This window comes from Streptomyces sp. NBC_00568 (assembly GCF_026341855.1).
Taxonomy (GTDB): Bacteria; Actinomycetota; Actinomycetes; order Streptomycetales; family Streptomycetaceae; genus Streptomyces.
This window is the reverse complement of record NZ_JAPENW010000001.1, coordinates 5,746,805-5,761,045: the sequence shown is the minus strand read 5'-3', so window position 1 is coordinate 5,761,045 and position 14,241 is coordinate 5,746,805. Positions and strand designations below refer to the sequence as shown.

Annotated in this window: 12 protein-coding genes; 7 read left to right on the top strand and 5 right to left on the bottom strand. The window is 71.5% G+C overall.

Annotated features, from left to right (window positions below):
• Positions 1-46: 46 nt before the first annotated feature.
• Positions 47-760: a TetR/AcrR family transcriptional regulator gene (locus tag OOK38_RS25025; RefSeq protein ID WP_266756982.1), complete on the bottom strand. Its 714-nt coding sequence runs from the start codon at positions 758-760 to the stop codon at positions 47-49.
• A 63-nt stretch (positions 761-823) separates the two neighbouring features.
• Between OOK38_RS25025 and OOK38_RS25020 the strand changes: the two genes are divergently transcribed.
• From OOK38_RS25020 to OOK38_RS25010, 3 genes are all read left to right on the top strand, one after another.
• Positions 824-1,780 carry an ATP-binding cassette domain-containing protein gene (locus OOK38_RS25020; RefSeq protein WP_266756983.1) on the top strand — a complete coding sequence of 319 codons (957 nt, stop codon included), beginning with the start codon at positions 824-826 and terminating at the stop codon, positions 1,778-1,780.
• Positions 1,777-2,559 (top strand): ABC transporter permease, encoded by a 783-nt coding sequence (locus OOK38_RS25015; protein WP_266756985.1) that lies wholly within the window; start codon positions 1,777-1,779, stop codon positions 2,557-2,559. The genes OOK38_RS25020 and OOK38_RS25015 overlap by 4 nt, the downstream gene beginning before the upstream one ends.
• Positions 2,560-2,669: 110 nt before the next feature.
• A complete protein-coding gene (locus tag OOK38_RS25010; protein ID WP_266756986.1) occupies positions 2,670-3,878 on the top strand; it encodes a CaiB/BaiF CoA-transferase family protein in 1,209 nt (402 codons plus the stop codon).
• Between the two features lie 159 nt (positions 3,879-4,037).
• Here OOK38_RS25010 and OOK38_RS25005 read toward each other — a convergent pair whose 3' ends face one another.
• The 3 genes from OOK38_RS25005 to OOK38_RS24995 all read right to left on the bottom strand — a co-directional run bounded on the left by OOK38_RS25005 (position 4,038) and on the right by OOK38_RS24995 (position 5,806).
• Positions 4,038-4,307 carry a hypothetical protein gene (locus OOK38_RS25005; RefSeq protein ID WP_266756988.1) on the bottom strand — a complete coding sequence of 90 codons (270 nt, stop codon included), beginning with the start codon at positions 4,305-4,307 and terminating at the stop codon, positions 4,038-4,040.
• Positions 4,308-4,422: 115 nt separating this feature from the next.
• Positions 4,423-5,208 (bottom strand): anti-sigma factor, encoded by a 786-nt coding sequence (locus OOK38_RS25000; RefSeq protein ID WP_266756990.1) that lies wholly within the window; start codon positions 5,206-5,208, stop codon positions 4,423-4,425.
• Between the two features lie 55 nt (positions 5,209-5,263).
• Positions 5,264-5,806, bottom strand: coding sequence for a sigma-70 family RNA polymerase sigma factor (locus OOK38_RS24995; protein ID WP_266756991.1), 543 nt, complete (start codon positions 5,804-5,806; stop codon positions 5,264-5,266).
• 284 nt (positions 5,807-6,090) lie between these two features.
• On the opposite strand from OOK38_RS24995, the gene OOK38_RS24990 reads away from it, so the two are divergent.
• The 4 genes from OOK38_RS24990 to OOK38_RS24975 all read left to right on the top strand — a co-directional run bounded on the left by OOK38_RS24990 (position 6,091) and on the right by OOK38_RS24975 (position 13,087).
• The gene (locus tag OOK38_RS24990) at positions 6,091-7,632 is read left to right on the top strand and encodes a DUF4331 domain-containing protein (protein ID WP_266756992.1); all 1,542 of its coding nucleotides are present in this window, start codon (positions 6,091-6,093) and stop codon (positions 7,630-7,632) included.
• A gap of 110 nt (positions 7,633-7,742) precedes the next feature.
• Positions 7,743-9,503, top strand: a complete 1,761-nt coding sequence (locus OOK38_RS24985; protein WP_266756994.1) for a tetratricopeptide repeat protein — start codon at positions 7,743-7,745, stop codon at positions 9,501-9,503.
• Positions 9,500-11,401, top strand: a complete 1,902-nt coding sequence (locus OOK38_RS24980; protein WP_266848835.1) for a sulfite exporter TauE/SafE family protein — start codon at positions 9,500-9,502, stop codon at positions 11,399-11,401. Before OOK38_RS24985 ends, OOK38_RS24980 begins: the two co-directional genes overlap by 4 nt.
• A 45-nt stretch (positions 11,402-11,446) precedes the next feature.
• Entirely contained in the window at positions 11,447-13,087 is a 1,641-nt protein-coding gene (locus OOK38_RS24975) for a serine/threonine-protein kinase (protein ID WP_266756998.1), read from the top strand.
• 90 nt (positions 13,088-13,177) lie between these two features.
• On the opposite strand, the gene OOK38_RS24970 is transcribed toward OOK38_RS24975, so the two are convergent.
• Positions 13,178-13,987 carry an SGNH/GDSL hydrolase family protein gene (locus tag OOK38_RS24970; protein WP_266757000.1) on the bottom strand — a complete coding sequence of 270 codons (810 nt, stop codon included), beginning with the start codon at positions 13,985-13,987 and terminating at the stop codon, positions 13,178-13,180.
• Positions 13,988-14,241: the final 254 nt, after the last annotated feature.

Sequence of the window (14,241 nt, the reverse complement as noted above, 5' to 3'; positions counted from 1 at the left end):
GCCCCGCCCGTCACCGCGGACAGATCGCGATCGGCCGGACCGCGCCCTACTCCTTCGGCTCGAACGCGTCCAGCACCCGGCCCAACGCCCGCTCGAACACCGCCTCCAGGTCGATCGGACCGGCGTCCTCCATGAAGGCGGCGGCCATCCGCGGATACGCGCCGGACGCCACCTGACTGCCCAGGTAGGCGATCCTGGCCGCGTTCTCCTGCTCCTCGGACCAGGGCAGCGAGCGCGTCCGCTCGACGGTGGCCAGCTCATTGCCGACGTACGTCGTCACCACACCGTTGAGCATCGCGATCAGCTCCATCTTGGTGCCGTACGGCGCGTCGAGCGGATCGAGGCAGGCCAGACAGTGCTCCAGGTAGCGCAGGGCGTTGGGGCTGAAGCCGTAGACCGGGGACATCAGGCGCGGCAGCCACGGGTGGCGGTGCATGAGGGCGCGGGTCTGGTGGGCGACGTGGAGCATGTCGGCGCGCCAGTCACCGGAGGGCTCCCGGATGTCGTGCTCGCCGCTGATGCCGTCGACCATCAGCTCGTACAGGTCCTCCTTGCGCGGCACGTAGTTGTACAGCGACATCGTGCCGCAGCCGAGTTCGGTGGCCACGTGCCGCATCGAGACCGCGTCCAGTCCCTCCGCGTCCGCGATCCGCACCGCGGCGGCCGCGATGTCCGCGCGTCGGAAAGCCGGCCGCGGACCACGGCCCGCCCGCTCGGGACGGGCCCAGATCACTTCGGGTACGGCGTTGCGCCCTGCCATTGGTCGATCACCTCGCGACCATCCTAGTTACGTACAGCGTACGTAGTGCGCTATGGTCACCCCATGACTACTACGTACGCTGTACTTAGTGAGGGTCTGGAGAAACGCTTCGGAGATGTCCGCGCCCTGCGCGGGCTCGACCTGGCGGTGGCCCGGGGCACGGTCTGCGGGGTGCTCGGACCGAACGGCGCGGGCAAGACCACGGCCGTACGCCTGTTGGCCACGCTGCTGCGACCCGACGCCGGGTCCGCGCGTGTCGCCGGGCACGACGTCGTACGGGAGGCCGCGGCCGTACGGCGGAGCATCGCGGTCACCGGGCAGTACGCCTCGGTGGACGGCGATCTCACCGGACGGCAGAACCTGCGGCTGTTCGCGCGGCTGCACCGGCTGCGGGACGCCGGCGCACGGGCCGCCGAACTCCTGGACCGCTTCGGGCTGACCGAGGCCGCGGACCGGCCGGCCTCCACCTACTCGGGCGGCATGCGGCGGCGGCTCGATCTGGCGGCGAGTCTGATCCGGCGGCCAGCCGTGCTGTTCCTCGACGAGCCCACCACCGGGCTCGACCCGGCGAGCCGCAACGGGATCCGGGACGCCGTACGCGCCCTGAGGGACGACGGCACGACCGTGGTGCTGACCACGCAGTATCTGGAGGAGGCCGACCAACTGGCCGACGACATCGCGCTGGTGGACCGAGGCAGGATCGCCCACACCGGCTCGCCCGCCGAACTCAAGGCACTCATCGGCGCGTACGCGCAGGCGGTGGTCGCCCACCCGGACGCGCTGGCCGACGCGGCCGCCGTCCTCGACCGGCTCACCGGCAACGAGCCCGCGCTGGACGCCTCCCGCGGCACCGTGGGGGCCGTCACCTCGGATCCGACCCTGACGCTCCCCCGCCTGGTCCGTGAACTCGACGCGGCGGGAGTGCCGTTGCTCGACGTGACCCTGCGGCAACCGACCCTCGACGACGTCTTCCTCCGGCTGACCGGAGAGCCGGCCGACGTCAAGGAGCCCGTGGCATGAGCGGACTGGCGTACGACGGCGGCGCGATGCTCGGCCGCCAGCTGAGGCGCGTGCGGAACAGCCCGGGTCTCACGGTCCTCACCCAGACCATGCCGATCACGATGCTGCTCTTCTTCGGATACGTCTTCGGCAGCGCCCTCGCCATGCCGGGACCGCAGTACCGGTCCTTCCTCGTACCGGGTCTGCTGGTCGCGACCGCGGCCAACGGGGTCATGACGGGGATGTTCCAGGCGGCCCAGGACACGCACCGCGGCGTCACGGACCGCTTCCGCACCCTGCCGATGAGCCGGGCGGCCGTGCCGCTGGGCCAGGCTGTCGCGGATCTGCTCGTGACCGCCGCGGGAACCGTGCCGTTCCTGCTCGTTGCACTCGCGGTGGGCTGGCGCGTGGAGGGCTCGGCGCTCCACGCGGCGGGCGCGCTCGCGCTGTTGCTGCTCTTCCGGTTCGCGGCCACCTGGGTCGGGATCTTCCTCGGGCTGCTGTCCCGGAGCGAGGAGGCGGCGGGTCAGCTGGGCAGTGCGACGTTCATGCTGCCGCTGCTGTCCAACGCGTACATCCCGACGGACAACCTGCCGGGGCCGCTGCGCACGCTCGCGGAGTGGAACCCGATCAGCGCGGTGACCACAGCCCTGCGTGAGCTGTTCGGGAACGCCCCGGTGCCCGGCGGTTCCGCCTGGCCGGTGGCCCATCCGGTCGCCGGGTCGCTGGCCTGGTGCGGCGTGCTGCTCGTGGTGTTCCTGCCGCTCGCCGTCCGCCGGTACGCGACCGGGGAACGGTGAGCGTCGAGCGGACGGTGAGCGGCGGGACCGCTCGCGGACGACGGTTCACACCGGCTTCACGGAACCTCCTTATCGGCGTCCGCGCATGACAAAGGTGGCGGCGAGGAGCCATGATCCACCGCATGCAGCCACAGCCACTGCCCCTCGAAGGCATCACCGTCGTCGCCGTCGAACAAGCCGTCGCCGCGCCCTTCGCCACCCGTCAGCTCGCCGATCTCGGCGCCCGGGTCGTCAAGATCGAGCGGATCGACGGCGGGGACTTCGCCCGTGGCTACGACACCGCGGCCGCGGGCCTGGCCTCGCATTTCGTGTGGTGCAACCGGGGCAAGGAGTCCGTCGCCCTCGACCTGAAGGACCCGCGCGGGCTGGATGTCGTGCGCCGGCTCGTCGCGGACGCGGACGTGTTCGTGCAGAACCTCGCCCAGGGGGCGGCGGCCCGGCTGGGCCTGGACGCGGTGACCCTGTGCGCCGAGCATCCGCGGCTGATCGCCGTGGACGTCTCGGGGTACGGGGCGTCCGGGCCGTACGCCGGCAAACGCGCGTACGACATGCTCGTGCAGTGCGAGGCGGGGCTCGTGTCGGTGACGGGGACTCCGGAGGAGCCGGTGAAGGCGGGCATCCCGGCCGCGGACATCGCCGCGGCCATGTACGCCTTCTCGGGAGTCCTCGCGGCCCTGGTGCGGCGCGGCACGACCGGCCGCGGGGGCCCGGTGGAGGTGTCGATGCTGGACGCGCTCACGGAGTGGATGGGGCATCCGCTGCACCACGCGATGCACGGCGGGACGGCACCGGCACGCACCGGCCTCGCGCATGCCGTGATCGTTCCCTACGACGTCTATTCGACGGCGGACGGCGGGCGCGTGCTGTTGTCGGTGCAGAACGACCGGGAGTGGCGGCGGCTCGCCCAACAGCTTCTGGGGCGGCCCGACTTGGCGGACGATCCGGAGTTCGCGACGAACCCGGCGCGGGTGGCGAACCGGGAGCCCGTGGACACCCTGGTGGCGAAGGCGCTGGGCGTGCTCGGCGCCGACGAGGCGGTGACCCGCCTGGAGGCCGCGGGCATCGCGTGCGCGCGACTGCGGGACGTCGGGGAGGTGGCGGAGCATCCGCAGCTGGCGGCCAGGAACCGGTGGCGGGAGGTGGGGTCACCGGTCGGGCCGCTGCGGGCGCTGCTGCCTCCGATCACGCTGCCGGGCGGGGAGGAGGCACGGATGGGGGCCGTCCCGCGGCTCGGCGAGCACACAGGGGTGGTGTTGCGGGCGCTGGGCATGACGGACGCGGACGTCGCCGAGCTGCGGCGGGACGGAGTGGTGCGCTGAGCCTTGCGGCTCAGTGAGATGTGGTGACCCGCGCTCCGGCCGTGGTGACCACCGGGCGCCGCTGCCCGCCGTGGGGATGACGGACGCGGAGAGGCAGCGTTGCGCCGGGACGGTGGGCCGCCGGAGCGCGAGTCGGGGAACGCCGGTACCGACGGCCGATCAGTGGCCGCCGAACAGCGAACGACGCAGCCGCCTGAGCGGCGCGAAGAGCGAGACCCGCCGCACGCGCGCACCCATGGAGCCGCTGTCGTGCGCGGTGTCACGCGCCGTGAGCTCACGCATCAGTGACGTCGCCTCGACCGTCTCGCGCTGCGGTATGGCAGGGCCACCCAGCACCGCGAGATGACGGTCGAGGCGCGAACTGGTCGCGCTGCTCCCGCACGTGATCGCAGGGACACGAGCCCTGCTGCTCACTGTTATCTGTTCCATGTCACTCCCCACCCGTACAAGTCCACCCGGCCCGGGCAGACTAACCCTATCGCCCCCTCGTGGCGCTCGTGTATCTCGGACACAGGATTCACCTTCCCCGTAAGGGGGTTGACGATTACTCTCCGAATCCAACCGTTTCCAGGGCGAGTTGGACAACCGGCTGGGTAGTGGGCTGCACTGACCCTCCGTGAGGTTCGACGGTCACTGCGAGTGACGTCGCGTTCGTATTCAGTCCGTCGGCGACGAGGGGCGTGTCGGCTTCGAACAGGCCGAGGGAACGCGGTTTCTCGTTGGGGCGCATGAGCCACAGCTGATGGACGCGCCCGCCCGAGGGGCTGCCGAGTCCGCTCACTGTCACGACGGCGCGCCGCTCCGACGCGGAGGCCACAACTCCGATTCCACGCCCCCGTGCGTCCCGTTCACCGGTCGCCCGCGCGTCGGGCGCCGCGAGAACGTGGGCGATCTCACGTGCCTGCGCACGCTCCCGGTCCAGTTCGTCCCGCGCCTGTGTCGCCTGCACCGCGAACAGGGAGGCGACGACGAGAGCCGCGGCGGCCGTGGTGGTGGCGAGCGGGGCGAACAGCGGGCGGAACCGGGGGGCACGCGCCCGCGTGGGCTGATGGGCGGGCCGGGCGCGGGGCTCCCGGGCGGCCGGTTCCTGCGGTGTCGTCCGTACGGCGGTCAGCACCCGCTCCCGAAGGGCGGCCGGCGGGGCCGCCGTCGTGGACCAGGCGAGCCGTACCGCGTCCTCGGTCAGCGCACGCACCTCCTCGGCACAGCGTTCACAGCCCTTCAGATGACGTTCGAACCGGCGCCGCTCGTCGCTTTCCAGCGCGTCGAGGGCGTAGGGGGCGGCGAGGGAATGCAGATCGCGGCCCAGCAGTCGGTCGAGGACGCTCATGCGGCACCCCCCTCTCTTCCGTGACGGTCGTGGCCGGGCAGGCAGTCGAGGACGTTCACGCGACTCCTCCCAGGCATTCACGCAGGCGGGTGAGCCCGTCGCGCATACGGGTCTTGACGGTGCCGAGGGGCAGGGAGAGCCGCTCGGCGACTTCACGGTAGGTGTAGCCGTCGTAGTAGGCGAGGGTGACGGACTGGCGTTGCAGGGCGGTGAGCCGGTCGAGGCAGCGGCGGACCCACTCGCGTTCCAGCCCGGCCTCGACCTCCTCGGCGACCTGGTCGAAGGCGGGGTGGTGGTTGCGCCGCCCCTCGCGCTGCTCGCGCTCGGTGGCCGCGCGGGCGCTGCGCACCCGGTCGACGGCCCGGCGGTGCGCGAGGGTGAGGATCCACGACAGGGCGCTGCCTCGGCCGGGGTCGAACCGCGCCGCGGAGCGCCAGAGTTCGAGCAGCACCTCCTGCGACACCTCCTCCGACTGTGCGGGGTCCCGCACCACGCGGCGCACCAGTCCGAACACCGGCCCGGACACCAGTCCGTACAGCTCCTCGAACGCCTTCTGGTCGCCTCCGGCCACCAGCACCAGTAGTTCGTCAGCCTCCACCCGTCCCCCTCTCCGGCCGTGCACGGCCCGTCCTTTCCCCTACGTCTTCGCAGCGAACGTGTCTACGGATGGGTTACGGATCAGCGAGCCGAAAACGCGAGTCCGGCGCCGACCAGTTGGCGGGGCCGGAAGGCGGCCGATCGCGGGGCCGTCGTGAAGAAACCGGCTCGCCGATGAAACAAGCCGAGAGAACCGCCGTAAACACGTTTGGGATTCGACCAATCCACCCCGGCGACCGCTCCGAATGGCGTGCGTCAGGCAAGTTGGACATGAGGACGGACGGCATGACACCTATCTCCAGGAGCGGCGTGGGACGCAGGACGCTCGCGACCCTCGTATGTGGTGCGCTGGCCGCCGGGGGGCTCGCAGCCGCCGGCGTGACCGCGCTGCAACCGGGGGCGGCCTCCGCCTCCAGCCACCGGGAGGCCCCGCTGATCTCGGGCACTCCCCAGTACGACAACACGGACGTGTACGCGTTCGTCAGCCCGGACAAGCCCGACACCACGACGATCGTGGCGAACTGGATTCCCTTCGAGGAGCCCGCCGGCGGCCCGAACTTCTACACGTTCGCCGACGACGCCCAGTACGACATCCACATCGACAACGACGGTGACGCTCAGGGCGAGTTGATCTACCGCTACACGTTCAAGACGCACCGCAAGAACGGCGACACGTTCCTCTACAACACGGGCGCGGTCACCAGCCTCGACGACCCCGACCTGAACATCACGCAGTCGTACGACATCGATCTGCTGCGCCTGCACAACCAGAAGCTGGTGTCGAAGACCAAGGTCGCGGACGACGTCCCGGTCGCTCCGTCGAACGTCGGCAAGGCGTCGATGCCGGACTACGGCAAGCTGCGCGATCAGGCGGTGTACAAGCTCGCGGGCGGCTCGAAGACGTTCGCCGGCCAGGCCGACGACCCGTTCTTCCTGGACCTGCGCGTCTTCGACCTGCTGTACGGCGGGAACCTGACCGAGGTCGGGCGGGACACCCTCAAGGGCTACAACGTCAACTCCATAGCCCTGCAGGTCCCGAACGACATGATCCGTGAGTCGGAGGGCCAGCCGGTCGTCGGCATCTGGTCGACCACGCAGCGCAGGGACGCCCGCGGCAACTACACGCAGGTCTCGCGTCTCGGCATGCCGCTGGTCAACGAGGTCGTCAACCCGCAGAAGGACAAGGACAAGTTCAACGCGTCCGCGCCCTGGGAGGACGCCCAGTTCCTGAAGAACGTGACCAACCCGGAGCTGCCGAAGCTCATCGAGGGGATCTACAAGATCAAGGCCCCGGCCGAGCCCCGCAACGACCTGGTCGACGTGTTCCTGAAGGGCGTGAAGGGCCTCAACCAGCCGCCCCACGTCCGTCCGGCGGAGGAACTGCGCCTCAACACCTCGATCAAGCCGACCACGCACCCCAAGCGGCTCGGTGTGCTCGACGGCGACAACGCGGGCTTCCCGAACGGACGCCGGCTCACGGACGACGTGATCGACGCCTCGCTCCAGGTGGTCGAGGGTGAACTGGTCGGCTCCAAGAACGACTTGGGCGACGCGGTCGACAAGAACGACAAGAAGTTCGAGAAGTACTTCCCGTACGTGGCCAAGCCGACCTCGGGCTCGCGCGGCGCGCTGGCCAAGGGCACGACCAGCGGGACCGATGTGCGCAGCCAGCTCGGCGACGCGCTGCAGCCCGCCGGCACGACCTCCGGCGGCGGGACCGACACCGTGCTGATCGCGGGCTCCGCCGCGGCGGGCGCCGCCGGCATCCTGCTCATCGGCACCGGTCTGCTGTGGTGGCGCCGACGGATGTACAACCGGGCCTACTGACCCGGCTCACCGACTGGCGCGGCCCGCACGCAGCACACCCCCCACCGTGCGGGCCGCGCCGCCCCCACCCCCCACGACTACCGTTCCGCCCAGGACTTTGAGGAGAGGGCATGTCCCCGCGTACGAACGACAACGCGACGCCGGACGCCGAGACGGCCACGCCCGACGAGAGCACCGTGGGGGCCATGCCCGCCGACAACGCCGCGGAAGCGACACCCGACGAGGACCCCGCGGGCGCCGACGTCACCACGCCGGTGCGCGACGAGCGCCCCGGGGAGGCGGCCCTCGCCGGGAACACGGCGGACGCAACACCCGCCGGGAACACGGCGGACGCAACACCCGCCGGGAACACGGCGGACGCAACACCCGCCGGGAACACGGCGGAAGCGACACCCGCTGGGGACAGGGCGGAAGCCGCCTCCGTCGACAGCACCCCGACAGCCGACTCCGGTGAGGACACCGCGGACGTCACCGGCATCGCGGACGTCGCGGAGGTGCCCGATGAGCGGGTGGCCGCCGTGCGCCGGCTGTCGGCGTCGCAGCGTCGCTGGCGGATGGCGCAACTCAGCTTCTGTGCGGCCGCCCTGGCCGTCGCCATGACGGCGGGCGCGGTCGTGCTCGGGGCCCTGCGGGACGGCGGCACGACACCCGCCGTCACGACCGTGTCCAACGGCGTGTCACCGCAGTTGCTCGCGAGCGGCGATCTCGACGCGAGCATCGCGTCCCTCCAGGCCCATCTCCGCACCCAGCCCAGGGACTTCGGCGGCTGGTCGACACTCGGCCTCGCCTATGTGGAACAGGCCCGCACCAAGGGCGACCCCTCCCGCTACCCGCAGGCACAGGAAGCTCTCGACCGCTCCCTGAAGCTGCGCCCCGACTACGACCCCGCACTCGCCGGACGCGCCGCACTCGCCGCCGCCCGGCACGACTTCACCGGCGCCCTGAAGTACGCGGACCTCGCGCTGAAGCAGAACCCCTACAGCGAGCGCGCCCTCTCCTCGCGGATCGACGCACTCGTCGAACTCGGCCGCTACGACGAGGCGTCGAAGGCGGCCGACGTCGCCGACTCGCGGCGGCCGGGCGTCCCCGTCTTCACCAGGTACGCCTACGTCCACGAGCTGCGCGGCGACGTGAAGACCGCCCGCCGGGTCCTGCGCCAGGCGCTCGCCACCGCGACCAGCCGCGGCGACATCTCGTACGTTGCCACCGCGCTCGGCCAACTGGCCTGGAGCCAGGGCGAGTACGACTCGGCCCTCACCTACTTCGCGCGGGCGCTCGCCGCCGACGACGGCTATCTCCCCGCCCTCGAGGGCCGGGCCCGCACACAGGCCGCGCAGGGAGACCACGCGGCGGCCATCAAAGGGATGGAGCAGGTCGTGCAGCGCTACCCGCTTCCGCAACCCCTCGTCGAACTGGGCGAGTTGTACGAGGCCCGCGGGAAGGCCGGCGACGCGCGGAAGGCCCGCGACCAGTACACCCTGGTGAACGCCTGGGTCTCCCTGGCCCGCGCCAACGGCGTCGACGCCGACCTCGACACCGCGCTGGCAGCCGCCGACCACGGTGACCGCACGGCCGCGCTGAAGGCGGCCCGCGACGAGTGGGCCCGCCGGCACACCGTGCACACCGCGGACGCGCTCGCCTGGGCGCTGCACGTCTCGGGCCGCGACGCGGAGGCCCTGCCGTACGCCCGCAGGGCCACGGCGACGGGCTACCGCAACGCGTCCTTCCTCTACCACCTCGGCGTCATCGAGCAGGCCACCGGCCACACCGGGAAGGCGCGCACCGCGCTGAGGTCGGCCCTGGACCTGAACCCGGGGTTCTCGCCGCTGGGCGCCCGCGAAGCCCGTACGGCACTGGAGGCCGCGCAGTGAGGGCACCTCGATTCCTCGCCGTCTGCGGGACGATCCTGACCGCGGCCTGCGCGCTCGTACTGGTCCCCTCGGGGCAGGCGAGCGCGCATCCACTCGGCAACTTCACCGTCAACCGGTACGACGGACTGGTCGTCGCTCCCGGGCAGTTGCGCGTCGATCACGTCGAGGACCTGGCGGAGATCCCCGCCACCCAGGCCAAGCCCGACATCGACAGGCTCGGGATGGCCGGCTGGGCCCGGCAGCGGTGCGCGAGCGCGGCGAGCGGCAGCAAGGTGACCGTCGGCGGGCACACGGTGGCGCTCACCGCCGGCGCGAGCCACGCACGCGTGCGCCCGGGGCAGGCGGGGCTCAGCACCCTGCGCGTGGAGTGCCGGCTGACGGCACCCCTGCCCAGGAACGCCACGGTCACCGTGGGCTTCCACAGTCCGGGCGCCGACCGGGGCCCCGGCTGGCGCGAGATCACCGCCCGTGGCGACCGGACGACTCTCACCTCCTCGGACGTACCGGCGAAGTCGGTGTCGGCGGAGCTGACCCGGTATCCCAAGGCGCTGCTCTCCTCGCCGGCCGACACCGCCACCGCGTCGCTGAGGATCCGCCCCGGCGGCCCCGCCCTCGTCGAGGAACGGCGCGACGCCCCGGCCGCCTCCGTGCTCCCGCGCGGCGCCGACCGCTGGACCGAGGCCCTGAACAATCTGGTGGCCCGTCATGACCTCACCTTCGGCTTCGCCGCGCTGGCGCTGGTCATCGCCGTCGCCCTGGGTGCGATGCACGCGCTCGCGCCGGGCCACGGCAAGACCCTGATGGCCGCGACCGCGGCGGCGCGCGGAGGCCGGGCCCGGATGAAGGACGTGCTGCCCCTGGCCGCCTCCGTGACGGTCACCCACACCCTCGGAGTCGTCGCACTCGGCCTCCTGGTCACGGCGGGCTCGGCGGCGGCCCCCTCCGTGATCGCCTGGCTGGGTGTGTCGAGCGGTGTCCTGGTGACCCTGGCGGGCGCCACTCTGCTGCGCCGCGCATGGCGCAACCGGCCCCGCGCAGCCGGGCACACGCACGACCACCACGATCACGACCACGACCACCCCCACGGGCATTCGCACGGCACGGGCCACACGCACGACCACTCCCACGAGACCGCTCACGGGCACGAGCACGAGCACGGCCAGGACCGGACCCCGGCCCATGACCATGACCACACTCACGACCACGACCACGACCACGTGCCGGGTCACCCGCACGACCACGAGCACAACCCCGCCCACCGGCATTCACACAACCACGACCACACGCACGACGACGAGCACGCGGGGGTGCCGCACCGGCACGCCGACCGCTCCGTACGCCCGCTGGTACTGGCTCACGCCACCACGTCGGTGACGACGAGCGCTCCCACCACCACCGCACCCCAACCCCACGCCCACGCCCACGCCCACCCCCACCCGCACCCGCACCCGCACCCGCACGACCACGACCACGCTCACCGTTCGGGCAAGACCCCCCGCTCCCGCACCCTCGAACACACCCACGGCGGCTTCACGCACACCCACGAGATCGCCCCCACCCTCCGTGGGACGATCCTGCTCGGCTTCGCCGGTGGGCTGGTCCCCAGTCCGTCGGCGGTCGTCGTGCTCGTGGGCGCCGCGGCCCTCGGACAGGCCTGGTTCGGCCTTCTTCTCGTTCTCGCGTACGGCGTCGGGCTCGCCCTGACGCTGACGGCGGCCGGGTTCGCCGTCGTCAAGCTCGGCGGCGGGATGACCCGGGCCCTGGCCAGGCGTCCTCGGTGGGCCGAGGGGCGCCTCGTGCTCCTGGTCCGCAGGACCGCACCTCTGGGATCGGCGTTGATCGTCGTAGCCCTTGGGGCTGGATTGGTGTTCAAGGGGGCGGCATCCGTACTCGGTTGAGCTACTTTTGTGGAGAAATCGCGCGGATGCGAATGGGGGACGCACGTGTCCGAAGATCCGGGCAGTGAACGTGTGATCGCGGGGCGCTACCGGCTGCTCTCGCCCTTGGGCGAAGGCGGCATGGGAACGGTGTGGCGCGCCCGCGACGAGGTGCTGCAGCGCGAGGTCGCCGTGAAGGAGGTCCGCGCCCCGGCCGGGCTTCCGGCGTCCGAGGTCGAGCGGATGTACGCGCGCCTGGAACGGGAGGCGTGGGCGGCCGCCCGTATCTCCAACCGCAATGTGGTGACGGTCTATGACGTGGCCACGCAGGACGGCCGGCCCTGGATCGTGATGGAGCTGATCCGCGGCATCTCGCTCGCCGATCTGCTGGACGCCGAGGGGCCGTTGACGCCGGAGCGCGCCGCCCACATCGGCGCCGAGGTGCTCGCCGCGCTGCGCGCCGCGCACGAGGCGGGGGTCCTGCACCGGGATGTGAAGCCGGGCAACGTCCTGATGGCGAACGACGGACGGGTCGTCCTGACGGACTTCGGCATCGCGACGGTCGAGGGCAGCTCCGCCCTGACCATGACCGGCGAGGTCATCGGATCACCCGAATTCCTGGCCCCGGAACGGGCGTTGGGCCGCACCCCCGGCCCCGAGTCCGACCTCTGGTCGCTCGGGGTGCTGCTGTACGCGGCGGTCGAGGGAAACTCGCCCTTCCGGCAGAACACGCCGCTGAGCACCTTGCGGGCCATCGTCGACGAGCCGCTGCCGGTGCCCCGTCGCGCCGGCCGGCTCGCCCCCGTCCTCGATGGGCTGCTGGCCAAGGACCCGGCCGAGCGGACGAGCGCCGACTCCGCCGAGCACCAGCTGCGTGTCGTCGCGGGGGGTGGCGCGGCGCCCACGCGGCCCGCTGTCACCGCGCCGACGCCCTCCGACACACCGACGATCGGGGCGTTCAACCAGCCGTCCCCGGCCTCGCCGACACCGCCGCGGGGGTTCGGCCCGCCTCCCGCGACCGTGCCCTCGGCGACGCCCCCGGCGGAGCCCGACCGTAATCGTCGCGCGGCCGTCGCCCTGATCGCGGGCCTGGTCGCGCTGGCACTCGCCCTCGGCGGACTGACGTACGCGCTGCTGAACCGTGACGACGGGAAGGGCGGGAACAGCGGGCAGGCGACGACCAACAGCGGGGGTACCGGCAACTCCGACGGCGGCGACTCGGGCGGCGAGAAGAGCGAGAGCGGCAGTGCCACCGCCGGTGCGACCGGTGGCGGGAGTCCTTCCAGCAGCGCTCCCGGGGGCGGAGGTTCGACGACCGCTCCGCCCGCGCAGTCGGTGCGGGTGACGGTCTCGGGTCACCGCACCGACTACAAGGGCGCCTGCCCGCCGCCTGCCACGGAGGCCCCGTCGTTCACGGCGACCTTCACGGTGGGCCGCGTGCCGGTGGATGTCGAGTACCGCTGGGTCACGAAGTCCGGTGATGTGACCGATCCGAGCTGGAAGACGCTCGCGTTCCCCGCGGGCGGCGGCAGGACGCAGCAGAAGACGGTGGTGGCGACGACGTACGACGCGAGCGGGACGTTCTCCAACGAGATCAGCGTGGAGGTGCGCGGCCCGGTCAAGGCGACGTCCAACTCGGTTCCGTTCACGATCACTTGTGTGACGGAGACCCCGACGGACGGGGCCTCCGCCTCCGCATCCCCGTGACGGGGATGACGATGTCCCTCAGCGGGGCGGACGTTCTCCCCCGAGGGGACGGGTGCTTTCTCGAAGGGTTCCGGAGCGGGTGTCCGGAGGTCAGACGGCTCCGGTGAAGGCGGGCAGATAGCCGCCGGACTGGCCGGCCGCGGTCGGGTGGTACGACTCGCCGATGTTCAGCCAGTTCAGGCTGTGCAGCCAGGCGGCGCCGGAGCAGATCTCATGGCCGGTGAAGGTGCCCCTGACATCGGCGAAGCTGAAGCCGTGGGCGGCGGCACGCTGTGCGGTCGCGCTGTCCAGGTAGTCGGCCGCGCCGTTGATCGCGGACCGTTCGTTCTCCGAAAGTCCGGTCAGGCAGCTGCCGTTGAGCTTGTAGAAGCGGGGGTAGCCGATGACGACCACATGGGCGGCCGGGGCCTTCGCGCTGATCGCCGAGTAGACGGAGTCGAGCTTGCCGGGGAGCGTGGAGTCGACGTACGCCTTCGCCGTCGCGATGCGCGAGAGGCAGGAGCTCTCGGACTGCAGGACGCAGGTCGTCATGACGTCGGAGAATCCGGCGTCGTTGCCGCCGATGCTGATCGAGACGAGGCCCGTGGAGGAGCTGAGCGGGCCGAGCTGATTCGCCGTGACATCACCCGTACGAGCGCCCGAGCAAGCGGTGAAGTCGAACGACGAGGGTGAATGCGCGGCGCTCCAGAGATAGGGGTACGCCTTCGTGCTGCGCTTGCAGTCGCCGCTGGAGCTGATGTAGCTCCCGGCGCCGACACCGGAGGAATAGGAGTCACCCAGGGCCACATAGCCGGTGGCCGCCACGGTTTGCGCCTGCGCTGTCGCCGCCCCGGTGAGGGCGAGGCCGACGGCGAGGAGGAGTGAGGTCACGTATGCCGTAATTTTTCGGGAACGTCTCATGGAACCTCCCTTTAGCAGGATCTCTGCCACAACGTTGGTAGCAGCTACGCGTGTTGACAGGAAGTGTCCATGCCAAGACTTTTCGGACTCCGGCCACCGGCTCCATCCCTGTTCACCGCATATTTCGCTACATGTCCATGACAGTTGGATGACACCGAATGACGGACCGTCAACTCCGATATACCGGCGAGTAGTTGCCGAGGAGGGACGACAATTCCGGAAGGGCGCCGCCGGAGGCCGCCCAGAAGCCCGTG